General features: G+C 63.8%; 20 protein-coding genes and 3 pseudogenes. 15 read left to right on the plus strand and 8 right to left on the minus strand.

All coding sequences use genetic code 11. The annotated features are described in order from the left end of the window. Positions 1–112: 112 nt before the first annotated feature. The 3 genes from HZZ16_RS03945 (at position 113) to HZZ16_RS03955 (ending at position 2,711) form a co-directional block, all read left to right on the plus strand. Positions 113–1,612 carry a leucyl aminopeptidase gene (locus tag HZZ16_RS03945; RefSeq protein WP_197947171.1) on the plus strand — a complete coding sequence of 500 codons (1,500 nt, stop codon included), beginning with the start codon at positions 113–115 and terminating at the stop codon, positions 1,610–1,612. A gap of 6 nt (positions 1,613–1,618) precedes the next feature. Continuing rightward, positions 1,619–2,071 carry a DNA polymerase III subunit chi gene (locus HZZ16_RS03950; RefSeq protein WP_197947172.1) on the plus strand — a complete coding sequence of 151 codons (453 nt, stop codon included), beginning with the start codon at positions 1,619–1,621 and terminating at the stop codon, positions 2,069–2,071. A 157-nt stretch (positions 2,072–2,228) separates the two neighbouring features. Next, a complete protein-coding gene (locus tag HZZ16_RS03955) occupies positions 2,229–2,711 on the plus strand; it encodes a hypothetical protein (protein ID WP_197947277.1) in 483 nt (160 codons plus the stop codon). 84 nt (positions 2,712–2,795) lie between these two features. On the opposite strand, the gene HZZ16_RS03960 is transcribed toward HZZ16_RS03955, so the two are convergent. Both HZZ16_RS03960 and HZZ16_RS03965 read right to left on the minus strand, forming a co-directional pair. Continuing rightward, complete coding sequence (locus HZZ16_RS03960) at positions 2,796–3,269, minus strand: hypothetical protein (RefSeq protein ID WP_197947173.1); 474 nt, start codon at positions 3,267–3,269, stop codon at positions 2,796–2,798. A gap of 23 nt (positions 3,270–3,292) precedes the next feature. Further along, positions 3,293–3,661 carry an antibiotic biosynthesis monooxygenase family protein gene (locus HZZ16_RS03965; protein WP_197947174.1) on the minus strand — a complete coding sequence of 123 codons (369 nt, stop codon included), beginning with the start codon at positions 3,659–3,661 and terminating at the stop codon, positions 3,293–3,295. Between the two features lie 96 nt (positions 3,662–3,757). Here HZZ16_RS03965 and HZZ16_RS03970 point away from each other — a divergent pair, with 96 nt between their 5' ends. Further along, positions 3,758–4,228, plus strand: a complete 471-nt coding sequence (locus HZZ16_RS03970; protein ID WP_197947175.1) for a MarR family winged helix-turn-helix transcriptional regulator — start codon at positions 3,758–3,760, stop codon at positions 4,226–4,228. Between the two features lie 117 nt (positions 4,229–4,345). On the opposite strand, the gene HZZ16_RS03975 is transcribed toward HZZ16_RS03970, so the two are convergent. Beyond that, complete coding sequence (locus HZZ16_RS03975; protein WP_197947176.1) at positions 4,346–5,134, minus strand: class I SAM-dependent methyltransferase; 789 nt, start codon at positions 5,132–5,134, stop codon at positions 4,346–4,348. Between the two features lie 165 nt (positions 5,135–5,299). Further along, on the minus strand, positions 5,300–6,283 hold the full coding sequence (locus HZZ16_RS03980) for a helix-turn-helix domain-containing protein (protein ID WP_197947177.1): 984 nt from the start codon (positions 6,281–6,283) through the stop codon (positions 5,300–5,302). Between the two features lie 321 nt (positions 6,284–6,604). Here HZZ16_RS03980 and HZZ16_RS03985 point away from each other — a divergent pair, with 321 nt between their 5' ends. The 9 genes and pseudogenes from HZZ16_RS03985 (at position 6,605) to HZZ16_RS04025 (ending at position 15,457) form a co-directional block, all read left to right on the plus strand. Then, positions 6,605–7,105, plus strand: coding sequence for a hypothetical protein (locus tag HZZ16_RS03985; RefSeq protein ID WP_197947178.1), 501 nt, complete (start codon positions 6,605–6,607; stop codon positions 7,103–7,105). A 636-nt stretch (positions 7,106–7,741) separates the two neighbouring features. Further along, positions 7,742–9,291 (plus strand): annotated as a pseudogene (locus HZZ16_RS03990) (alkyl/aryl-sulfatase). 42 nt (positions 9,292–9,333) lie between these two features. Further along, positions 9,334–10,440: an ABC transporter substrate-binding protein gene (locus HZZ16_RS04000; RefSeq protein ID WP_197947181.1), complete on the plus strand. Its 1,107-nt coding sequence runs from the start codon at positions 9,334–9,336 to the stop codon at positions 10,438–10,440. A 55-nt stretch (positions 10,441–10,495) separates the two neighbouring features. Further along, positions 10,496–10,540 (plus strand): annotated as a pseudogene (locus HZZ16_RS38245) (hypothetical protein); the annotation flags it as partial. Between the two features lie 58 nt (positions 10,541–10,598). Beyond that, positions 10,599–10,787 (plus strand): annotated as a pseudogene (locus HZZ16_RS37070) (efflux transporter periplasmic adaptor subunit); the annotation flags it as partial. Positions 10,788–10,804: 17 nt separating this feature from the next. Continuing rightward, complete coding sequence (locus tag HZZ16_RS04010) at positions 10,805–12,208, plus strand: DUF1254 domain-containing protein (RefSeq protein WP_197947183.1); 1,404 nt, start codon at positions 10,805–10,807, stop codon at positions 12,206–12,208. Between the two features lie 133 nt (positions 12,209–12,341). Continuing rightward, entirely contained in the window at positions 12,342–13,379 is a 1,038-nt protein-coding gene (locus tag HZZ16_RS04015) for a DUF1254 domain-containing protein (protein ID WP_197947278.1), read from the plus strand. A 25-nt stretch (positions 13,380–13,404) separates the two neighbouring features. Then, positions 13,405–14,424: a SphA family protein gene (locus HZZ16_RS04020; protein ID WP_197947184.1), complete on the plus strand. Its 1,020-nt coding sequence runs from the start codon at positions 13,405–13,407 to the stop codon at positions 14,422–14,424. 67 nt (positions 14,425–14,491) lie between these two features. Next, the gene (locus HZZ16_RS04025; protein WP_197947185.1) at positions 14,492–15,457 is read left to right on the plus strand and encodes a tripartite tricarboxylate transporter substrate-binding protein; all 966 of its coding nucleotides are present in this window, start codon (positions 14,492–14,494) and stop codon (positions 15,455–15,457) included. A 145-nt stretch (positions 15,458–15,602) separates the two neighbouring features. On the opposite strand, the gene HZZ16_RS04030 is transcribed toward HZZ16_RS04025, so the two are convergent. From HZZ16_RS04030 to HZZ16_RS04040, 3 genes are all read right to left on the minus strand, one after another. After that, a complete protein-coding gene (locus tag HZZ16_RS04030; protein WP_197947186.1) occupies positions 15,603–17,462 on the minus strand; it encodes an ABC-F family ATP-binding cassette domain-containing protein in 1,860 nt (619 codons plus the stop codon). Positions 17,463–17,508: 46 nt separating this feature from the next. Then, a complete protein-coding gene (locus HZZ16_RS04035; RefSeq protein ID WP_197947187.1) occupies positions 17,509–17,682 on the minus strand; it encodes a hypothetical protein in 174 nt (57 codons plus the stop codon). A 214-nt stretch (positions 17,683–17,896) separates the two neighbouring features. Further along, positions 17,897–18,148 carry a sulfur globule protein precursor gene (locus HZZ16_RS04040; RefSeq protein ID WP_197947188.1) on the minus strand — a complete coding sequence of 84 codons (252 nt, stop codon included), beginning with the start codon at positions 18,146–18,148 and terminating at the stop codon, positions 17,897–17,899. Positions 18,149–18,461: 313 nt separating this feature from the next. Between HZZ16_RS04040 and ndk the strand changes: the two genes are divergently transcribed. Beyond that, entirely contained in the window at positions 18,462–18,884 is a 423-nt protein-coding gene (gene ndk, locus HZZ16_RS04045) for a nucleoside-diphosphate kinase (protein ID WP_197947189.1), read from the plus strand. Between the two features lie 41 nt (positions 18,885–18,925). Further along, positions 18,926–19,786 (plus strand): TerC family protein, encoded by an 861-nt coding sequence (locus HZZ16_RS04050; protein ID WP_197947190.1) that lies wholly within the window; start codon positions 18,926–18,928, stop codon positions 19,784–19,786. A 65-nt stretch (positions 19,787–19,851) separates the two neighbouring features. Here HZZ16_RS04050 and ppx read toward each other — a convergent pair whose 3' ends face one another. Beyond that, a complete protein-coding gene (gene ppx / locus HZZ16_RS04055) occupies positions 19,852–21,354 on the minus strand; it encodes an exopolyphosphatase (RefSeq protein WP_197947191.1) in 1,503 nt (500 codons plus the stop codon). Positions 21,355–21,367 lie beyond the last annotated feature (13 nt).

Below are 21,367 nucleotides of genomic sequence, written 5' to 3' on the forward strand. Positions count from 1 at the left end.
TGCCGGGCGGCTGGCCCATAGTGGGGAAGCCCTCAGTGAATCGCCGTTCAGCTCCGGTTGTGGCTGGAGCCCCCGAACGACGAAAAGCCCCATGTTTTGGAGGAGTTAATCCATGTCCGATGCCATCAAGGTCGGCTTTGTCCCGTTGTCTGCCGCCCCTCGTGGCATCCTGGTCGTGTTCTGCGACGACGGCCTGAAGCTCGGCCCGGCGACGGCCAAGGCACTGGGCGGCGCTGCCGAGATCGTGAAGCGCGCGGCGGCTGCGGCCGCCTTCAAGGGCAAGAGTGGTGCGGCGCTGGACATTCTGGCGCCGGAGGGGGTGAAGGCGACCCGGCTGATCGTGATCGGGGCCGGCAAGGCGACCGGCCTCAAGGCCAACGATTTCCTCAAATTCGGCGGGGTGGCGGCCAGCAAGCTGCCCGCCGGCACCAGCGCCATGACCATCCTGGCGGAGCTTCCCGGTGGCGCCATGACGAGCGAGCAGGCGGTTGCGATCGCCTCGGGCCTGCGCTTACGCGCTTACAAGTTCGATCGCTACAAGACCAAGAAGAAGGACGGCGAGGAGGGCGGCGCGCGCGCCGATGTGTCGCTTGCGGTCGGCGATGCCGGTGCGGCGAAGAAGGCGTTCGCCGCGGCCGGCCATGTCGTCGACGGCGTGATCATCGCACGCGACCTCGTCAACGAGCCGCCGAACGTGCTTTTCCCGGAGGAGTTCGCCCGCAGAGCGGGTCAGCTCCGCAAGCTCGGGGTCAAGGTCGAGGTGCTTGACGTCAAGGCGATGCAGAAGCTCGGCATGGGCGCGCTGCTCGGCGTCGGCCAGGGCTCGGCGCGGCCGAGCCGCACGGTGATCATGCGCTGGGATGGGGGCAAGAAGGACGAGGCGCCGGTCGCCTTCGTCGGCAAGGGCGTCTGCTTCGACACCGGCGGCATCTCGATCAAGCCGGCCGGCAGCATGGAGGACATGAAGGGCGACATGGGGGGCGCGGCCTGCGTCGTCGGCCTGATGCATGCGCTCGCCGCGCGCAAGGCGAAGGTCAACGCGGTCGGCGCCATCGGCCTCGTCGAGAACATGCCCGACGGCAACGCGCAGCGGCCGGGCGACATCGTCACCTCGATGTCCGGCCAGACCATCGAGATCATCAACACCGACGCCGAGGGCCGCCTCGTGCTCGCCGACGTGCTCTGGTACGTCGCCAAGAAGGTGAAGCCGAAATTCATGGTGGATCTTGCGACGCTGACCGGCGCCATCATGGTGGCGCTCGGCACCGAGCATGCCGGCATGTTCTCCAACAACGACGAACTGGCCGACCGGCTGCTCACGGCCGGCATCGAGAGCGGGGAGAAGGTCTGGCGCATGCCGCTCGGCCCGGAATACGACAAGCTGATCGATTCCCAGTTCGCCGACATGAAGAACACCGGCGGCCGCCATGGTGGCTCGATCACCGCCGCGCAGTTCCTGCAGCGCTTCGTCGACAATGTGCCCTGGGCCCATCTCGACATCGCCGGCACCGCGATGGGTGCGCCGAAGACCGACATCAACCAGAGCTGGGGCAGCGGCTACGGCGTCCGCCTGCTCGACCGCCTGGTCGCCGACCATTACGAGCGCAAATGACCCGACATGACTGAAGTGCTGTTCTACCATCTGCAAAACATGACGGTGGAGAATGTCTTGCCGCCGCTTCTCGAGAAATCGTTCGAGCGCGGCTGGCGCGTCGTGGTGCAGTCGACCTCGGAGGAGCGCGCCGACGCGCTCGATTCGCATTTGTGGACCTATCGCGATGATTCATTCCTGCCGCACGCGACATGGCGGGTGAACGATGTTGCCGACCAGCCGATCGTGCTGGCGATCGAGGGCGGCAATCCCAATGGGGCCAATGTCCGCTTCCTGGTCGACAACGCCGCGCTGCCGGAGGACGCACAGGGCTATGAGCGCATGGTGCTGCTGTTCAACGGCGACGATCCCGACGCGCTTGCGCTCGCCCGCACCGCCTGGACGGATTGCAAGGCGCGGGGATTTGATGTCACTTATTGGCAGGCCGACGACCGCGGCCGGTGGCAGAAGCGCAATTAGCTGCAATTAATCATAATTTGGACTTTTCGGGCGATGCTGGCGTCTGTCACCTTCGTGCCGCAAAGGGATGTTGGGACAATCGCTTAGGGCTGGTCCTTCACGCGGGGAATTCGTTATCGTGCGACATCAAAAGCTTCCCGGATCGCTCTTGATTACGTTGGCTGCCGTGGCACCGCTGGTCGCGGGCTGTTCGGGCGCGAGCGATTTGCTGTCGAAGGATGCGGAATGGTTCCAGAAACCCGGCCGTCTCTTCATCAAGAACATCTCGATCGAATCGCCGCCGCTGACCCCGGACAAGCCGGTCGGAGCTGAGGATCTCGTCAGCGCCGACGGCGCCTGTCCCGGCATGGCGCCGCCGCCCGGACCGGCCGATGCCAATGCCTCGACGACGCCCGCGCCGATGGGCGGCACGGTCGCGCTCGGCCACACCGAATGCGACGTGGTGCGCGGCATCGGCGCGCCCTCGAGCGTCAACCTCTCCAACGACGCCATCGGCCGCCGCGTCGCCGTCGTCACCTGGACCACCGGTCCGCGCGCCGGCATCTACACGTTCACGGCCGGACGCCTGTCCTCGATCGAAGGCAATCCGGACCCGCAGCCGGTGCCGAGGGCGGCCAAGCCGAAGAAGAAGCACGCTTAAGCGCTCGCCTGCGCCGCAGTGAAACGGGAGACTCTTCGATCCAGAGTTTGAGCGGGCGGACCCGATGCAAACCGGGTTCGCGTCTCAGAGGATCGGCTTGGTGCTCAAGCGATCAGGCTGGCGAACGCGGAAACGGCCCTTCATCTTGAAGCCGTCACGCATATTGAGACCGAGCAGAACGATGTTCGTTAATCCGGCGACCAGTTCGAGCATCTGCACGGCGTAGAACGTGGTGTCGAACTCCGCGGCCTTCGCCTTGGAGGCAAGGAACAGCGCGGCGGGAATCAGAACCAGGATGCCGTTGCTGGCAATGAACGGCATGCGTTTGATCTTCGCACCGATCAAGCCGGCGCGCCGCTCCTTTGCCAGGAAGAATCCCGAGCCTCCCGTCGCCGCAAGCATCGGAACAAGCAACAGGAAGCCCCACGGTATGGCGATCTTCACCAGGGCTATAGTCTCGTGCGGCGCAAACAGCTCGGTGAGAGCCGTGGAAAGCCAGAAGGTCGCAATGGTCATCAGTGCGGCCGCTCCTGCGACTGCGTGGATGATCTTGGTCACGGGTCTGCCGTTTTCGAAGCGGGCTACGCGACGCAGATGCCGGGCACCGCGACTTTCTGGAACAGGTGGGGGGAGGCGACCACGGAAGCGGGGTAAGCCGAGATCTTCGACCTGAACTCGGGGTGTGTGAACGCGGCCCGGAAGTCGGCAACGGTCTGCCAAACCGCATAGTTCAGATACGTGGGGCTTTCGCCAATCGCGCGGTGAAGCTGGGTAGAGATGAAACCCGGCTGTCGCTTCATGAAGGCGGCATCGTCTTGCCAGATCTGGAGAAAGCTTTGTTCGTCGGCGTTGTCGAGCGTGAACAGATTCACCAGCACCACGGGGCCGGTGTCGATGCCGAGCTGACGCTCGAGGGGAAAGTCCGGGTCCAGTGGGCGTAGGCGCGCCATGACGAACTCCGTCGAGATGGTTTCATGATGCCAATATGGTACTATGTTAATCTAGTAGTTTGACATCATGATGTCAATAACTGTCCATGGTGACGGATGCGGAAAGCCCAACGAACGCCGGCCGGCGATGCTCTGACGAACCTCATGCTTGACTTGTTCCGGCTGAACAGCCTGCTCTTGACCGCCGGTGACCGCTTGGTGGCCCGGCTCGGGCTCACTAGCGCCCGCTGGCAAATTCTCGGCGCCATCGTGCAGGCGGAGCGGCCCCAGCCGGTGGCCTGGCTTGCCCGCGATCTCGGCGGCAATCGCCAGAACGTGCAGCGGATTGTCAACGACCTCCATGCGGAAGGCCTCGTTGCTTTCGAGGCCAATCCGCATCACCGCCGCGCGCAGCTCGTCGTCCTGACCGATAAGGGGCGCCGCGCTTTCGATGCCGCCATGGCTTTGCAGATGCCGTGGGTCAACAGCCTTTCCGAAGGGCTTGCGGTCAAGGATCTGCAAACGGTTCATCGTATCGTCTCGGCCCTACGGACGAAGCTCGAGAGCGAAGCCGAGGCGCAGACCTAAGCTTGGGCGAGTGGCAAGGTCGTGCGCGGGTCACACCGAATGCGATGTGGTGCGCGGCATCGGCGCGCCCTCATAAGCGCGCTTGGCTGGCTCACCACGCCCATGCCGTGCAGGTCATCAACCAGCTTTGCGGCCCTTGATCGCAGTCGCCGAGGCATGAATGGTGATCGCACCGCTCGCGCTTACCGGCAATCGTGCCTCGAGCCGGCGCTTGAGCTCCGCGCCCTCGGCTTGCGATAGCTTTCCCACGATTCCGCTCGGGCTGCTCACGACCATCGACAGCCAGTAGTCGTCGAAGTCAGCGAATGTCCGCTCGACCACCAGCTCGCGGGTTTCGATATCGCGGAGACCGAGCTCCGTCCAGAGTGACTTAAGCGCCTCGAAACGCGAGATCTCTGCGCTCGGAGGGCGCGCTGCCGGAATGCCAAGCGCATCCAACTCCTCCCACACCGGCTGCGTGGGAGTGCCGCCGCGCATAATGTCCCAGGTGTAGGACGCGACCAGGCCGCCGGGCTTGGTGACGCGGACCATTTCCGCGGCGCCTTTGCGCGGGTCGGGGACGAAGAACAGCACCAGCGCCATCACGGCGATATCGAAGCGGTTGGGCTCGTAGGGCAAGGCCATCGCATCGCCGATCGAGAACTCGACCTGCTTTGCCGACAACTTTTCGCGTGCCGTCGCAATCTGCGCGTCGGAGGGATCGATCGCGCAAACCGACGAGGGGGCCGATCTTGCAAGCAGGAGTTCGGTGAACGCGCCATTTCCGGCACCGATGTCCACCCAGGCCAGTCCCGGACGGGGCGCCAGCCAGTCGAGGAACAGGCTGCCGGCCGATCTGCTCCAGGGCGCCATGAAGCGTTCGTAAGCCGCGCCGTCGGTGAATCTGATCGGTTCGGGTGACGACATCCGGGATCTCCTTCGAAATTTGCTATTTGAAATACCCTTGGCCGAAAAGTCAGCACCTAGATCGTAGCATTAAGCGACATGATCGACATCAACACCGAGCCGGTGCCGCAGGACAAGGCGACGCCGGAGGCGTTAACCGGACCGCGCGCTGGCTGCGAGCTGACTTCAGCTCCGGATTGGATGTCTGCTCAATGTCTCGGATGGATTTTCGCCGAACAAGGCGCGGTAGTAAGCCGAGAACCGGCTGAAATCGGAGAAGCCTTGCTTGAAGGCAACCTCCGCCACGGTGAGGTCGGTCGTAGCTCCTTGCTGCAAAAACAGCCGCGCCTCGCACAACCGCTTTTGCCGAAGGTACCTCATCGGTGGGATGCCGAGGACCTCGTCGAAGGCCCGATGCAGCGCGCGCCGGGACACGCGCAAACTCGAAAGTAGCTGCGAGATGTGGATGGGAGCATCACCGGAGGCATCGAGATATTCCTGCGCTCTCCTCACCAACCGTTGTGGTGAAGAGACAAAGACATCCGAGCGTTCCGAGTTTGCGATCGCGTAGCACGCGCTTTCGAGAATGGCCCGCTTCCAATACTCCGCCTCGGGAGGTCCCAATTTGCCGGCGTATCGGTCGAAGCCGGCCATGATGCTTCTGAGCACGCTGGCCGAAGCGTCGCCCGTTTCCGGATTGGTGCGGAAGGTGCTCTTTCCCAGCCACACGGTCGGCTCGCTAAACCGGCTGTCGGGCCCGAAGAAGCGCGCCATGTCCCCGGTCGAGACCGAGAGCGCGCCGAAGGATACGCCCGCGACGTAGCGGCTTTGATGTTCCACGCCGGGAGACCAGATTCGTATGCCGCCGATGCCCCGCTGGCGCGTCCTTTGCCTGCTGGTCTGTGTGAGGAACCCGATGGTGATGCGCTCGTCGCTGTAGACGCCGCGGGAAATAACCCCGTGCGAGAACGTGCCGAAGCCAAGCGACAGCCCCGCGACACTCGCATGCTTCAAGCGACCTTGCATGCGACCGGGCTGGAGCTGGATGATCTCGGCGCTGCTCGTCGGCGTGGCGGCGCGCAGCTGTTCGAACCCGTTGAGCGTGATCTCGCCGCAGCTGATGCTGCTGCCGCCATGACCCCGCTCGATGATCCCGACGACGCCCGACATCTCTAACCCACTGGCTTCTGTATCTCAGCGTCCGCCGTCATTGCGACGAAAAAGCGGCGCGGCCAATTTGTGTTGAATTGCGCGCGCTTCATCCTGTTGAAAGGCAATGGTTTTTCGATCGCAAGCGGCAAGGCGTCGCAATGGCACAAACCGCGCATCACAAGAGGCGCGAGGTGAGTTATCATTGATATGCAATCACTACGCGATCACCTCGCCGGAGCAGCACATCAACAGGAGACCCCCGAACCCCATCACCGATGAGGCTGACATAGGCGCCCGCATCGTTCGCGCGCGAAACAAGAAAAAGTCTGGAGCCTGACAATGCCTGATCGCATCAATTCTGGTCGCCTGCCTGGAACGACCTTCCGTATTGCGCCCTCGATCCTGCTCGCCGTAGCAGCTTGCCTGGCGATCCCAGGCACACTTGAGGCTGCGCCCCTCGCGCCCCACGCGGCAAGCTTTCAATTCGAAGACGATGTCACACCGGTCCGCGCCATCGCACATCGCGGAGGCGCAGTGGTTGGCCCGCGCGGAGGCGCCGTGGTCCGCCGCGGCACTGCGGTCGTCGGGCCACGCGGCAACGTCGCCGTGCGACGAACGACAGTCGTTCGACCCGGCTATCACGGCGGTGGCGTGCGCTGGGCGCGTCCCGGCTGGTATCGGTGGCCCGTAGGCGGCGCCATCGCTGCCGGCGCCGCGATCGGCTTCGTGACCGCAGCAAGCGCGGCCGCCTGGGCAGGCGCGGCCCCGGCGCCCGGCATGTGCTGGTACTACACCGATCCGTCCAAGACTCAGGGTTTCTGGGACTACTGCCCACGGTAGATGTCGGCCGGCAGCATGTCACCGTTCCGCAACCAATTACCCCTCGAAACGGCAGAGTTCACGCAGCGCGCGTCCGGCCGTGCGCGAACGGCTGTCGTTTTGACGAAGCCATGAGGCTCAGCTCTATCACGGGAGTGAATCATGAGTGAAGAAATCAGCCGAGGCGAGGTATCTCAGGGCCGCATGCAGGGCATTGATCGCCGCTCCGCGCTGCTGGCGAGTTCAGCGATAGCCGCCGTCTCCCTCGTGGGTACTGCGGTCCGGGCGCAGACCGGACGCAATCAATCGGCGACCGCAAAACCGCCGACCGAGTTCACCAAAGCTGCGAACCGTCGGGTGCTGGAAACCCTTCCCTTCAATGACCGCACCGACTTCGAAAATGCGCAGCGAGGCTTTATTGCAGGTGTACCTGGCAATGCTCTGAGAGATCCGCAGGGAAAGGCGACGTTCGACCTCTCGTCGGTTCAAGTGCCGACGGATGCGGCGGCTCCGGACACAATGAATCCTTCCCTCTGGCGCATCTCGCAGCTCAACAGCTTTGCCGGCCTGTTCAGGGTCGCCGATCGCATCTACCAGGCCCGCAACCTGGATATCGCCAACGTGACTTTCATCGAAGGTGACACCGGCGTGATCGTGATGGATCCGGCCATAGCGACATCCGCAGCGCGCAACGCGGTCGAGCTGTACTTTTCGCACCGCCCAAAGAAGCCGATCAGAGCGGTGATCTACACCCACAGCCACATCGACCATTTCGCCGGCGTCGCGGCGGTCATCTCAAAGGAGGACGTCGCGGCGGGGAAGGTGAGGGTTATTGCGCCTGCGGGGTTCACGGAGGAGGCGGTCAGCGAGAACGTCTACGCCGGGAACGCCATGCTGCGCAGAGCGATGTACATGGGCGGGGGCGAGATGCCGCGCGGTCCGGGACCGGGGCAGACTCTCGGCTCGGCGCTGGGGATATCGGGAGCAAACGATCCGTTGACCCTCATCACGCCCACGGATTTCGTCACCCAAACGGGCCAAAAGATGACGATCGACGGACTCGAGTTCGAGTTCTTGATGGCGCCCGGCAGCGAGGCTCCGAGCGAGATGCACTTTTACATCCCAGCTCTGAAGGCGCTGTGCACGGCCGAGAACGCCTGCCACACCTTGCACAATTTCTACACGCTGCGCGGCGCAAAGACGCGCGACTCCTCAAAATGGGTGAGCTACCTCAACCAGACGCTGGAGATGTGGGGGGATCAGGCCGAGGTACTTTTTGCGCCGCATCACTGGCCTTTGTGGGGCAATGCCAACATCCGCAAGCACATCGAAGATTATCGGGACGCGTTCAAGTTCATTCACGACCGCTCGTTGCACTTGGCGAATGCCGGTTACACGATGCCGGAGATCGGCGAGATGGTGAAGCTGCCTCCTGAGCTCGACCGCAACTGGGCGACCCGTGGCTACTACGGCACCGTTAGCCATAATGCGCGGGCTGTCTATAACTTCTATCTCGGCTACTTCAGCGAAAATCCGGCCGAGCTTGAGCCCCTGCCGCCGGTACAGGCCGCTCCCCGCTACGTGGAGCTGATGGGCGGCGCCGACGCGCTGCTGGAGAAGGCGCAGAAGGCCTACGACGCCGGCGACTACCGCTGGGCCGCACAGATCCTGCAGCACCTCGTTTTGGCCCAACCGGACAATCGCGACGCCCGATATCTCCAGGCGGATGCCTTCGAGCAGCTCGGCTATCAGGCGGAAGCTGCGACGTGGCGCAACATCTATTTCGCCGGCGCGCAGGAGCTGCGGCGCGGCCTGCCGCAGACGGAGCCGGGTCTGGCCGCATCTCCCGACATGATCAAAGCGCTGCCGATCGAGATGGCCTTCGATTTTCTAGGAATCCAAATCGATAGTGAGAAGGCAGCCGGCAAACGATAACCATCAACTTCGAGGTGGACGGCAAGGAGAAGCGCTCTCTCGTGCTGCGCAATCGCGTATTGAACCACTTCAACAGACTCTCCGCGTCGCCGGACATGACCATCAAAGGGACGAGCTCGGAGATCGTCGCCTCGCTAATGGGGGGCAAGCCTGGCGAGACTGTCGGACTAAGCGTGGACGGCAGCAGGACCGCCCTGGCGGAGCTTCTGAGTTTGACAGCGGCTCCGCCGTTCTGGTTCCCGATCGTGACCAGGCCCGCGTGGAAATGGTGATTTCCGCAATGAGGACGGGAGATTGATCAGACTGGCGTGAGCATGAGTGGATACGACGTCTTCGCTTGGATGGGCGCGCCGATCTGGTCCGGGGTGCCGTTTGTCTCCGCGAGCGGGGTTCGTCCAACAGAGCGAACGGGGATGACCAGCATTTGCAGCATCATGCATCGCCGCCAGGCACTACGGCTTGCCGCAGGTGCTGCGTTGGGTTGGCAGTCCATCGCGCGTGCGGACGACGCAGCCCCTGTCATCGGATTTCTCGATCCGAGAGGGTCGGCCGACGACTTCGCCGCGCAGTTCGCCAGTTTCCACCGCGGCTTGCGCGAGCGCGGCTTCATCGACGGCGAGAACTTGACCATCGCCTACGAATGGGGCGGCAACTCCTTCGACCGTCTCCCGGCGCTCGCCAAGAAGCTGGTTCAACGGCCGCTCTCTCTCATCGTGGCGTCCGGAGGATCGAGGGTTGCGCTCATCGCAAGAGCGGAAACAAGCGAGGTTCCGATCGTCTTCCTCGCTGCCGATGATCCAGTGAAGCTCGGTCTCGCGGCGAGTCTGGCGCGACCGGGCGGCAACATGACCGGCATCAACTATTTCAACGTCCAGCTCTACGCCAAACGTCTCGACCTGTTGTGCAAGCTTGCGCCAGGGCTGTCCCGTGTCGCGGTATTAGTCAATCCGGCCGACACGGCAGCTATGGCACCAGCGGTAGGAGAGGTGGAAGCTGCCGCTCCTGCGATGAGGTTGAAGGTTGTCGTGGTGAAGGCAGAAAACGACCGAGAGATCGAAGCTTGCTTCAAGGACCTGCGGCAGCGCGCGGACGCCCTCTACGTCGGAGGCGACGCTTTCCTGCACAGCCGGCGCGCGAAGATTTCAGCGCTCGCTACTGCGAACGGATTGCCGGCCGCCTATCCGCAGCGTGAATGGGCGGAAGCCGGCGGGCTGATGAGCTACGGGACTAATTTCTCGGAGATATACAAGGAGCTGGGAAATTACGTGGGTCGGATCCTCAACGGGGACAAGGCCGGTGAGCTGCCGATCCAACAACCATCGCGCTTCGAGCTTGTGTTCAACCTTAAAGCCGCAAAGGCGCTGGATCTTGCGATTCCGCCCATGCTGCTGGCGCTCGCCGACGATGTTGTCGGTGAATGACCTTGGGGGTAGCTGAATGAGCGCTCTCGATATTCTCGCTTGGATCGCATTGGGCATGCTGGTTGCAGTGATCGCCCTTGTGGTCTGGTTGATGGGTTCGACGCCGGGCCACGTGGCTAGGCGCCGCGGCCATCGCCGGGCTCAAGCGGTCCGTGATGCCCAGGACGATCACGACCGTCCCCTTCGTCGCCCGCGTCGTGCTGGACGACGCAGAATTTGCGCAGCGGCTGCCCGCCGACGCAACCGGCACGGCCGCAATATTCACCGACCTCGTCAAGCCCAGCCATGTCATTCGCCGGGTACTGCTGAGGCAGGTCGCAATTCTCGACTACGTAAATCCGTTATGAGCCGATGAGGGACGCGAATGAGAAGAGCAATCATCGCCGTACTTGCGCTGTTATACCTCACCGGCGTTTCCACGGCGGAAACATCGTCGCTGCAAGATCGTCTCGTCAGAAGCCGCGCCGTCGAAGCCGTCATCTGGGGCATGCCGGTCGTGAACTACGAGCTCATGCGGCAGGAGATGCTGACTAAGACGAGGACCAAGGTAGGTGAGGTCGTCTACTGGGGTCGTGCGCTCGACTGGATGAACCAGACGCTGACCCCGAATCCCGACACGATCTACTTCATGGCCTTCTTCGATACGCATTCCGGTCCGATCGTCATAGACGTTCCGCCCGCGGACCAGAGCGGTTCGCTCAACGTCAATATGGTGACCATCTGGCAGATGCCGCTCGAGGATGCAGGGCTGCTCGGAATCGACAAGGGAGCAGGGGGGAAGTTCGCCATTCTGCCGCCTGGCTTCGCAAATCAGCCGCCTCCCGGTTACACGCCGCTTCAGTCGGACACCTATGAGGGATACGCTCTCATCCGCTCGAACCTGAAGAGCCATAGCGACGCCGACGTGGCGGCGTCGATCGCTTACGGCAAGAAGGTCAAGGTCTACCCTCTCTCCGCCGCGGCCAACCCGCTCCCTACTGTTTTCAACGACGCACAGAATGTTCTGTTCGACTCCACGATCCGCTTCGACTCCACCTTCTTCGAAAGCCTGAACCGCGTCCTTCAGCGCGATACGTGGCTTGAACGCGATCGCGCGATGATTGATACGCTGCGCACCCTCGGCATCGAAAAGGGGAAGCCGTACAAGCCTGACGCCCGGATGCGCGTCATCCTCGACGAGGCCGCCGTGGACGCAAAGGCGTGGCTGGATGCGCGCTACGAAGCCGGGTGGGAGTCCTTTTATCCCGGAACGTATTGGCGTCCAGGCGGCGTCCCTGAACTCGCGAAGGCCATGTCGGCACGCTACGCTGAGCTCGATTCATATCCGCTCGATTGGCGCGGCATGATCTACACGCTGGGCTATATCGGCATCAAACGCCTCGGCGTCGGTCAGTTCTACCTACTGACACCCAAGTCCAAGGACGGTCAAGCCCTCGACGGCGCCAACTCCTACAAGCTGACCGTGCCGCCGCATGTCCCGATCGATCAATACTGGTCGGCCACCGTCTATGACCGACAGACCCATGCGCTCGTTCGAAACATGAGTCGCGCCAGCCGAGCTTCAAACAGCACCGACGTGAAGAAGAATCCGGACGGCTCGATCGACATTTATTTTGGACCCAAAGCGCCGGCCGGGAAGGAATCGAACTGGGTGCCGACCGACCCCGAGCGCGAGTTTGAGGTGATGTTTCGCGCTTACGGGCCACAGAAGGAGTTCTTCGAAAAGAAATGGTCGCTGCCGGACGTCGAGAAACTCGCTGCGCAATAGGTGACGGCCATGGCTACTTCATCTTCAGTCTGTTCCCGACCTTGCGCATCTATTGGCCTAAGCTCAAGGCCGTAAACCGCCGATGGAAGCGGCCTCAAGTGCAGGACGTGAATTGAAGGACGTCGCTATGCCGATGAGTGTTCTTAAGCTGCTTTGGACGGCCGGACTTGTGGTGGGACTCCTTCCGATTGATCACGCGAAGGCGCAGTCCGCCGGCAAAATGACCGTGACGCCGGACAATTTCGTACGGGCCGAGTCGGACACCTACTTTGCCGGTATCGTGAAGGCCGCAGGCGGCTTGGCGCGCTTTGATCACAACCGAAAGCCGATGGCGATCGACGATCAAAAGGTGATCCGGGCCAACCGCGATACGCTTTATTCCGCAGCCGTGTTCGACCTCGATGCGGGGCCGGTGACCATCACCATGCCGGACGCCGGGTCACGCTTCATGTCGATGATCATCATCAACGAAGACGAATATATCCCCTTCGTTCATTATGGCGCCGGCAGCAGGACGCTCACCAAATCCGAAGTCGGCACCCGCTACGTCCTCGTCGGGATCCGGACCTTCGTGGATCCGAACGATCCGGACGATCTTGCGAAGGTCCATGCTCTCCAGGACGCCGTCCGTATCGAACAAAAGCAGGGTTCAGGCAACTTCGAGATTCCCTCATGGGACCCGGTCAGTCAAAAGAAGGTCCGTGACGCTCTGCTGCTGCTCGCCGCCACGCTCCCGGATGCGAAGGGGATGTTCGGATCGAAGGACCAGACGGACTCCGTTCGTCACCTGATCGGCGCTGCCACGGGCTGGGGCGGCAACCCGGATCGGGACGCCATGTATCTCACAGTCACCCCCGAGAAGAACGATGGCTCGACGGTCTACCAGCTCCAGGTGAAGGACGTGCCGGTAGACGGGTTCTGGTCAGTCACGATGTACAACGCGAGCGGCTACATCGAGCCGAACCCGTACGGTGCCTACTCCCTCAACAACGTCAGCGCTAAAAAGCAGGCGGACGGTTCAGTGCGCATCCAGTTCGGAGGCTGTGATGGAAAGGTCCCGAATTGTCTGCCGACCACGAGCGGCTGGAATTACTGGGTGCGCTTGTACCGGCCGCGTGAAGAGATCCTGAACGGCACGTGGAAGTTTCCCGAGCCACAGCAGGTAAAATGATAAAAGCGGAATGCAGGAGGGACCGATGTCTGTGGTGAAAAGAGTATCTTCCATCGCCGGTGCCTGTGCGCTTGTGCTGTCGATCCACGCGCAGGACGCCCGCGCCGATGCCGGCGGCGTCGGCTTCTGGCTGCCAGGCATCTTCGGCAGCCTTGCCGCTGCGCCAACTGTGCCGGGCTGGGCTTACGCGTCGATCTATCTGCACCTGCAGGCCGATGCGGGAGCCACCAAAAATTTCGTGACGAGCGGCGGAGGCAGCGGGTCCGTAGTCACCGGGCTGAATGCGCACGCCGATGCACTCGCCCTCGGCATCACCTACGTCTCACCGACCCCCGTGCTTGGCGGGCAAGCCGCGATCTCGTTGATCACCGCGCCGGGCAATGTCGGTCTCGGCATCGACGCCACGCTGACCGGCCCCGCCGGAAATGTCATTTCGGGAGGCAGAACCGACAATCGGACCACGGTCTCGGATGTGTTCTATCAAGGCACGCTCAAATGGAATCAAGGCGTCCACAACGAGATGGTCTACATCACCGGCAACATCCCTAGCGGCACCTACGATCCAACGCGTCTTGCGAACCTCAATCTCGGCTTCGTCGCCTGGGATGCAGGTGTCGGCTACACCTACTTCGACCCGAAGACCGGTCATGAATTCTCGGTCGTCGGCGGGCTGACTTACAGCTTGCCCAATCCGTATCTGCAGTACCAGAACGGCATCGACTTCCATGTGGACTGGGCGGCGTCACAATTCCTGAGCAAGAATTTGCAGATCGGGCTGGTCGGCTACTTCTACCAGCAGATCACCGATGATTCCGGTCCGGGCGCGAAGCTCGGAGGTTTCCGGGGACGTGCAATTGGCATTGGACCGCAGATCGGTTTCATCATCCCGTTGTCCGATGGATACCAAGGCTACCTCAATCTGAAGGGCTACAAGGATCTGGAGGTGGAGAACCGCGCGAGCACTTGGAGCACGTGGGTGACGTTCGCGGTTTCGATGGCGCCGCCGGAACATGCATCAGCAAAGCCGGCGGTTCGGAAGCATTGATTGTAAACTCTTTGCCGCGCGCTCCGGAATGCGCTTTGATGGCGCCAACCACAATCCGGAGGAAACCATGCGGTTCATTGCCCTCGTGTCGGCGCTGCTCTTGTCGTCTGGCGCGGCACTCGCGCAGGACTATCCGACCCGGCCCATCACCATGCTGGTTCCATTCGCCGCGGGCGGGCCGACCGACACCATCGCGCGTCTGACCGCGGCGGGCATGGCGAAATCCCTTGGGCAGCAGGTCATCGTCGAGAACGCGACCGGCGCCGGCGGCACCATCGGCACGACCCGCGCCGCGCGCGCCCAGCCGGACGGCTACACGCTGTTGATCCATCATGTCGGCATCTCGACCGCGGCGACGCTGTATCGCAATCTCAGCTACGACACCAAGACCGCCTTTGCGCCGATCGGGCTCGTCACCAACGCGCCGATGACCATCATCGCGCGTCCGGATTTTCCGGCCGACTCGCTCAAGGAACTGGTCGCCTACGCCCAGCAGCAGGGCGACAAGCTGACCTACGCCAATGCCGGCCTGGGTGCGGCCTCGCATCTGTGCGGGATGCTGTTCATGACGGCGATCCAGAAGCAGCTCACCACGGTGCCTTACAAGGGCAACGGCCCGATCATGAACGATCTGCTCGGCAAGCAGATCGATCTCACCTGCGATCAGGCGACCAACACCACCGGTCCGATCACGGCCAAGCAGGTCAAGGCCTACGCGATCACCACCAAGGAGCGGCTGAAGAGCCTGCCCGATCTGCCGACGGCCGACGAGGCCGGCCTCAAGGGTTTCGAGCTCGGTGTCTGGCACGGCATCTATGCGCCCAAGGGCACGCCGCCGGCGGTCGTTCAGAAGCTGACCGCGGCGCTGCAGACCGCGCTCAGGGATCCCGCGCTGATCGCCCGGTTCAACGACATCAACACCGAGCCGGTCCCGCAGGACAAGGCGACGCCGGAGGCGCTAGGCGCGATGCTGACGAGTGAGATCGACCGCTGGGCGCCGATCATCAAGGCGGCCGGGCAATACGCGGATTGAGCTGGTGCGGTCCGCGGGGACTGCCGACACCGAGCGGACAAAACGCAGCTAATTCAATAGTTAGCTCACCGGTGCCATAATGCCGGTACTGTGCATGGGGTTGTTTTGCACGTTTTTTGTTGGCGCGGCTTCTTTGGTGGAGGCGCTAACCGGCCGCCTCATCGAACTGCGTGCTCGCCTCGAGCCATTGCTCTTCCGCGCGCGCCAGCGCGTCGGCGGCATTGGCGCGCGCCTTCGACAGTTGCGCCGCCTGCTTGGGATCGCGCGTGAAAATGTCGGGCAAAGCGAGCGCCGTGTCGATCTTGGCGATGATCTCGCTGACGCGGGCGATCTCGGCCTCGGCTTCCGCGATGCGCTTCCTCAGCGAGCCGCGATTGTCCGCTCTTGGGCGCTGCGGCTTCTCGGCCGGCGCACTGCGCTCGCGCGGGGCTTCCGCGTTGCGCGTCGACAGCACCAGGCGGCGATATTCGTCGAGATCGCCGTCGTAATTGGTGACCGTGCGATCGGCGACGATCCAGAGCCGATCGGCGCAGGCCTCGATCAGATAGCGGTCGTGCGAGACCATGATCACTGCGCCGGGAAACTCGTTGATGGCTTCGGCCAAAGCGCCGCGGCTGTCGATGTCGAGATGGTTGGTCGGCTCGTCCAGGATGATCATGTTGGGGCCGAAGAAGGTCGCAAGGCCCAGCAGCAGCCGCGCCTTCTCGCCGCCTGACAATTTGCCGGCCTTGGTGTCGGCGGCCTTGCCGGAGAAGCCGATCGCGCCGGCGCGGGCGCGCACCTTGGCTTCGGGCGCATCGCCCATCAGCTTGCGGACGTGGTCGTAGGCGGAGGCGTCCTCGTTGAGCTCGTCGAGCTGGTGCTGCGCGAAATAGGCGATCGACAGCTTGTCCGCGCGCGTCACCTTGCCCGAGAACGGCGCAAGACGCCCGGCGAGCAGCTTCACCAGCGTCGACTTGCCGTTGCCGTTGGCGCCCAGCAGCGCGATGCGGTCGTCGTTGTCGATGCGCAAGGTGACGCGGCCCAGCACCGGGCTCGCCGGATCGTAGCCGACCGAGGCGTTGTCGACGGCGATGATCGGCGGCGACAAGATCTTCTCCGGCGCCGGGAAGCTGATCTCGCGCACGTCCTCGGTGACCAGCGCCGTGATCGGCTTCAGCCGCTCCAGCATTTTGACGCGCGACTGTGCCTGACGGGCTTTCGATGCCTTGGCCTTGAAGCGATCGACGAAGGCCTGCAGGCGGGCGCGTTCGGTCTCCTGGCGCTTGACCGCCTTGGCGTCGAGCAGCTCGCGCGCGGCGCGCTGCTCCTCGAACGAGGAATACGAACCCTTGTAGAGCGTGAGCTTGCCGCGCTCCAGGTGCAGGATCTGGTCCACCGAGCTTTCCAGGAGGTCGCGGTCGTGGCTGATCACGATCACCGTGCGCGGATAATGCGCGAGGTGATCCTCCAGCCACAGCGTGCCTTCGAGGTCGAGATAATTGGTGGGCTCATCGAGCAGCAGAAGGTCGGGGGCCGCGAACAGCGTTGCGGCGAGCGCAACGCGCATGCGCCAGCCGCCGGAGAACTCGGCGCAGGGGCGGAGCTGATCGGCGGCGGAGAAGCCGAGGCCGGAGAGAATCGCAGCCGCGCGGCTCGGCGCCGAGTGGGCGTCGATGTCGACGAGGCGGGTCTGGATCTCGGCGATGCGGTGCGGATCGGTCGCGTGCTCCGCCTCGCTCAGCAGTGCGTCGCGTTCGAGGTCCGCCTTGAGCACGACCGAGATCAGGCTTTCCGGTCCGTTCGGCGCTTCCTGCGCGAGGCTGCCGATGCGCCAGCGTGGCGGCAGGGTCACCGAGCCGTGCTCGGCCGCAAGCTCGCCGCGGATCACCTTGAACAGCGTCGACTTGCCGGTGCCGTTGCGTCCGACCAGCCCGACGCGCGATCCGGGCGTGATCTGCAGGGAACTCTGGTCGATCAAAAGGCGTCCGGCGAGGCGGATGGAAAGGTCGGTGATGGCGAGCATGCGGCCTTGTCACCGCAAGGCGCGTCGAACGCAACTCGTTTTTCCGTCAGTGCCTCTCGCGCTCGCGCCGCTGCAGCTCCTTCAGGAGCTTCTCGAGTTGGGTTGGAAGGCGCGGCTCGGGCCGGAGGCTCTGCTGCAGCCGTTCGCCCACGGCATCGCAAATCGAGCGGCTGGTGCGCCGGTCGATCTGTTCGCTGTCATTGGCAAAAAGCCCAGCCATCGCAAGGTTCCGTGTTCTCAAAGTCAGGACACGGTACCAAGTCATTGCCGGCCAAATGGTTTCGCGGATTGTCGGGAGCGCCGGGCATTCTCGTAAAAATTGTATGAGCGGCGCCTTGTACGCTCAAGGCAAAGCCCCGGCGAGGGGGGCGCCGGGGCTTCTCTTGGAAGGTACCTTGGGGGGCTTAGGTAGCCTTCGGAAGGTGCTGACGGGTTCAGTAGCAGCGGTTGATCAGCCGCCAGCGGGGTCCCCAGGGGGTCGGGACCAGCCGGCGCACATAGCAGCCGCCATAACCGTAGGAGACCGGGGCATAGAAGCGCGGGCCGCCCCAGCCGTAGCCGTGGTGCCAGCCGCCGCCGTGCCAGCCCCAGCCGCCGCCGCGCCAGTGAGCGGAGGCCGAGGTCGGGGCCAACGCGGCACCGAGCGCAACCGCAGCGACAGCGGCAAGCGAAAGTTTCCTCAACATGGTGATCTCCTCAAAACTGCCGGCGCGGGGGATCCGCGTCGATGGAAAGGCCGCCGAAACGGTCCGCCTGATCATCAGGCTTCGGTTTCGATAGGGCCGACCTTACGCCGGCGAAGCTGAACCGAACCCTGACGGCGGTTTCAGATTGGGTTCATCTGGGTGAAATTGTTGTCATCCAAGCCGAAATCGGACGCCGGCCGCCTGCGGCGAAGCGCCCGTGATGCCGTTTCGGCGGTCGCTTGCCGTCCGGCAAAGGCGCCGATATAAGCCCCGCAACCCGCCAACCACCTGCTTTCTTCCCAAGGACGACATTATGGCCATCGAACGCACTTTCTCGATCATCAAGCCCGACGCGACTGAGCGTAACCTGACCGGCGCGGTCAACGCCGTGATCGAGAAGGCGGGTCTGCGCATCGTCGCGCAGAAGCGCATCCGCATGACCAGGGAACAGGCCGAGACCTTCTATGCCGTCCACAAGGCGCGCCCCTTCTTCGGCGAGCTCGTCGAGTTCATGACCTCCGGCCCGGTCGTGGTTCAGGTCCTGGAAGGCGAGGGCGCGATCGCCAAGTACCGCGAGGTGATGGGCGCGACCGATCCGTCCAAGGCCGCCGAGGGCACCGTGCGCAAGCTCTACGCCAAGTCGATCGGCGAGAACTCGGTGCACGGTTCGGATGCACCGGAGACCGCGGCGATCGAGATCGCGCAGTTCTTCTCGGGTAACGAGATCGTCGGCTGATCCGGGCGGCAGGTTAGAGGCGACGGGCGAAAGGACTCATTGTGGACTGGCTCTGGCAGATCTTCGATCCCGCTACGATCGGGACCTTCTTCACCCAGTTCCGCAACGAAATGGCCGCACCGACTTTCTGGATCGCGGTCGGCAAGATCATCTGGATCAACATCCTGCTCTCCGGCGACAACGCGCTGGTGATCGCACTGGCGTGCCGCGGTCTGTCGCCGCGGCATCGGCTCTGGGGCATGATCTTCGGTGCCGGCGCAGCGGTGACGCTCCGGATCATCTTCACCGGCATCGTCGCCACCCTGATGGAGCTGCCATACCTCAAGCTGGTCGGCGGCCTTGCACTGATCGTGATCGCGGCAAAGCTCCTGGTGCCGGAGAACGAGGACGAGGACGATGTAGACGCTGCCGCGCATCTGTGGCACGCCATACAGATCGTCGTGGTCGCCGACATCGTCATGAGTCTCGACAACGTCATTGCGGTCGCTGCCGCGGCCAATGGCAGCGTGCCGCTCTTGATCCTCGGCCTTGCCATCAGCGTGCCGTTGATCGTCGCCGGCGCCGCGCTGATCATGGCACTGCTCACAAAGCTGCCGGTGCTGGTCTGGGCCGGTGCGGCGCTGCTCGGCTGGATCGCGGGCGAGGTGATGGCGACTGATCCCGGGGTCACGCCGCGGCTGCACGCGCTGTTCGAGGGCCCGTTCGGCGCCTCGCTCGACGCCATGCTCGGGGTATTGCGCATCCCGCCGCAATTCGGCCATGGCGGGGCTGGCGGCGAGTATTTCTGCGCCGCGCTCGGCGTCATCGTCGTGCTGGTGGTCGGCACCATCTGGCGCCGGCGCAGCCTGACCCAGGCCGCGCTGGAATCCTCGGAGCGCCACGCCAAGGTGTCGGCGGAATAGAGTTTTCCGGGGATTGCGTACTTCAGCTCTCCCGCAGGGAGAGGTGAGCACTCACACCGCCGATATCAGCGTCGCACGATCGATCCCGAGCGGCCGATCAGGCGGGCGAGCTGACGGAAGCGGCTGCCGACGCGGTCGGCGACGAGGTCGCCGAGCCGGTGCTCGAACACCAGCATCAATTTGCGGCCCTGGCTGCGGAAATGCGTGGCGGGCAGGACGCCCGGACGTGCGGCCGAGATCAGATGCGCGACGCGGAATGCAGCACCCAGAAGGCGCGTGCGTTCGAGCTGGGCCGGCGTCAGCAGCTCCTGCATGGTGACCGGCGGCTGGTTTTCCTCGCTGAGGCCGGCATAACGATAGAACACCGAGAGGCCGACGAAGGCGCGTTCGGTATGGGTGATCGCGCCGAAATTGCCGTTGACGACGAGGCTGAGCGTCTGCTCGCCGCGATGATCGGGATGCACGCGCCAGCCGATATCGGAGAGCAGGCAAGCGGTGTGGCGGAGGCGCCGGTCCTCTTCCGTCTCGCGCAGCTTGACGACGCGCACCAGGCGGTCGGTCCAGGCGATCAGCTCGCGTGCGTGCCTGGCTGAACGTGACAGCAGCTGGTTCAGTTCCTCGGCCGCACAGATCAGCCCGTCCTTGTTGCGTTCGGTCTCGGACAGCTTCTCGTGCAGCAGGCCCTCGCGCACGCCGAAGGTGGAGAACACGATGTTCTTTGGCTTCGCGACGCGGATGATGTGCTCGAGCACCAGCGCCGCATAGGTGAGCAGAGGCCGCCGCGCATCGGCCACGATCTCGATGTCGGCCAGCATGTTCGCGGCGGCGAGGCGCCGCAGGCGGCGCGAGAAGTCGAGCGCTTCCGCAGCTGGGATGGAATAGCCGTGCATCACCTGGAGCGAATAGCCGCTCTGGATGATGTGGATGCGCGCAAGCGCGCGCCAGGTGCCGCCGACGGCGTAGAAGGTGCGGCCGCGACCTGCGGTCAGCTGCGGCACCCCGTCGATCTCCTCGCGCACGATGCGGTCGGCGCGCTTGAGCGATTTGTGGGCGAGGTCCTGTAGCGCGAGGCCGCCGAGCGGCAGCGTCACGCCGCTGCGCACCGCGTTCCTGCGCACGTCGATCAGCTCGAGCGAGCCGCCGCCGAGATCGCCCACGATGCCGTCCGGATGGTGGACGCCGGAGATCACGCCGAGCGCCGACAATCGTGCTTCGCGCGGGCCCGACAGGATCTCGATCTTCACCGCGCAGATCCGCTCGGCCTTGGCAATGAAGTCGGGACCGTTGGAGGCGTCGCGGCACGCGGCGGTCGCGATCGCAAACACGCGTCCGACCTGCATCACCCGGCACAATGCACGGAAGCGCTTCAGCGAGGTCAGCGCCTTGTCGACGGCGTCGGGCGCGAGCAGGCGCGTGCTCTGCACCTCGCGCCCGAGGCCGCACAGCGTCTTCTCGTTGAAGATCGGGATGAGGCTGCGCGCCAGCGCCTCGTAGACGACGAGGCGGACCGAGTTGGAGCCTATGTCGATAACCGCGACGCTCGAGCCGCGCTTGCGCGGCCGCTTCACGTCGCAAATCCCC

Origin of the sequence: Bradyrhizobium glycinis, from assembly GCF_016031655.1 — a bacterium.
Taxonomy (GTDB): Bacteria; Pseudomonadota; Alphaproteobacteria; order Rhizobiales; family Xanthobacteraceae; genus Bradyrhizobium; species Bradyrhizobium glycinis.

Coding starts and splice junctions, on each gene's coding strand:
- HZZ16_RS03965 (WP_197947174.1), bottom strand. CDS start 3,661: ATGGCGCGCCTACGCCCACTGGACCCGGACTTTCCCCTCGAGCGTCAG.
- HZZ16_RS03945 (WP_197947171.1), top strand. CDS start 113: ATGTCCGATGCCATCAAGGTCGGCTTTGTCCCGTTGTCTGCCGCCCCT.
- HZZ16_RS04020 (WP_197947184.1), top strand. CDS start 13,405: ATGTCTGTGGTGAAAAGAGTATCTTCCATCGCCGGTGCCTGTGCGCTT.
- HZZ16_RS04015 (WP_197947278.1), top strand. CDS start 12,342: ATGAGTGTTCTTAAGCTGCTTTGGACGGCCGGACTTGTGGTGGGACTC.
- HZZ16_RS03980 (WP_197947177.1), bottom strand. CDS start 6,283: ATGTCGGGCGTCGTCGGGATCATCGAGCGGGGTCATGGCGGCAGCAGC.
- HZZ16_RS04040 (WP_197947188.1), bottom strand. CDS start 18,148: ATGTTGAGGAAACTTTCGCTTGCCGCTGTCGCTGCGGTTGCGCTCGGT.
- HZZ16_RS04000 (WP_197947181.1), top strand. CDS start 9,334: ATGAGTGGATACGACGTCTTCGCTTGGATGGGCGCGCCGATCTGGTCC.
- HZZ16_RS03985 (WP_197947178.1), top strand. CDS start 6,605: ATGCCTGATCGCATCAATTCTGGTCGCCTGCCTGGAACGACCTTCCGT.
- HZZ16_RS03970 (WP_197947175.1), top strand. CDS start 3,758: ATGCGGAAAGCCCAACGAACGCCGGCCGGCGATGCTCTGACGAACCTC.
- HZZ16_RS04025 (WP_197947185.1), top strand. CDS start 14,492: ATGCGGTTCATTGCCCTCGTGTCGGCGCTGCTCTTGTCGTCTGGCGCG.
- HZZ16_RS03975 (WP_197947176.1), bottom strand. CDS start 5,134: ATGTCGTCACCCGAACCGATCAGATTCACCGACGGCGCGGCTTACGAA.
- HZZ16_RS04035 (WP_197947187.1), bottom strand. CDS start 17,682: ATGGCTGGGCTTTTTGCCAATGACAGCGAACAGATCGACCGGCGCACC.
- HZZ16_RS04010 (WP_197947183.1), top strand. CDS start 10,805: ATGAGAAGAGCAATCATCGCCGTACTTGCGCTGTTATACCTCACCGGC.
- ndk (WP_197947189.1), top strand. CDS start 18,462: ATGGCCATCGAACGCACTTTCTCGATCATCAAGCCCGACGCGACTGAG.
- HZZ16_RS03950 (WP_197947172.1), top strand. CDS start 1,619: ATGACTGAAGTGCTGTTCTACCATCTGCAAAACATGACGGTGGAGAAT.
- HZZ16_RS04030 (WP_197947186.1), bottom strand. CDS start 17,462: ATGCTCGCCATCACCGACCTTTCCATCCGCCTCGCCGGACGCCTTTTG.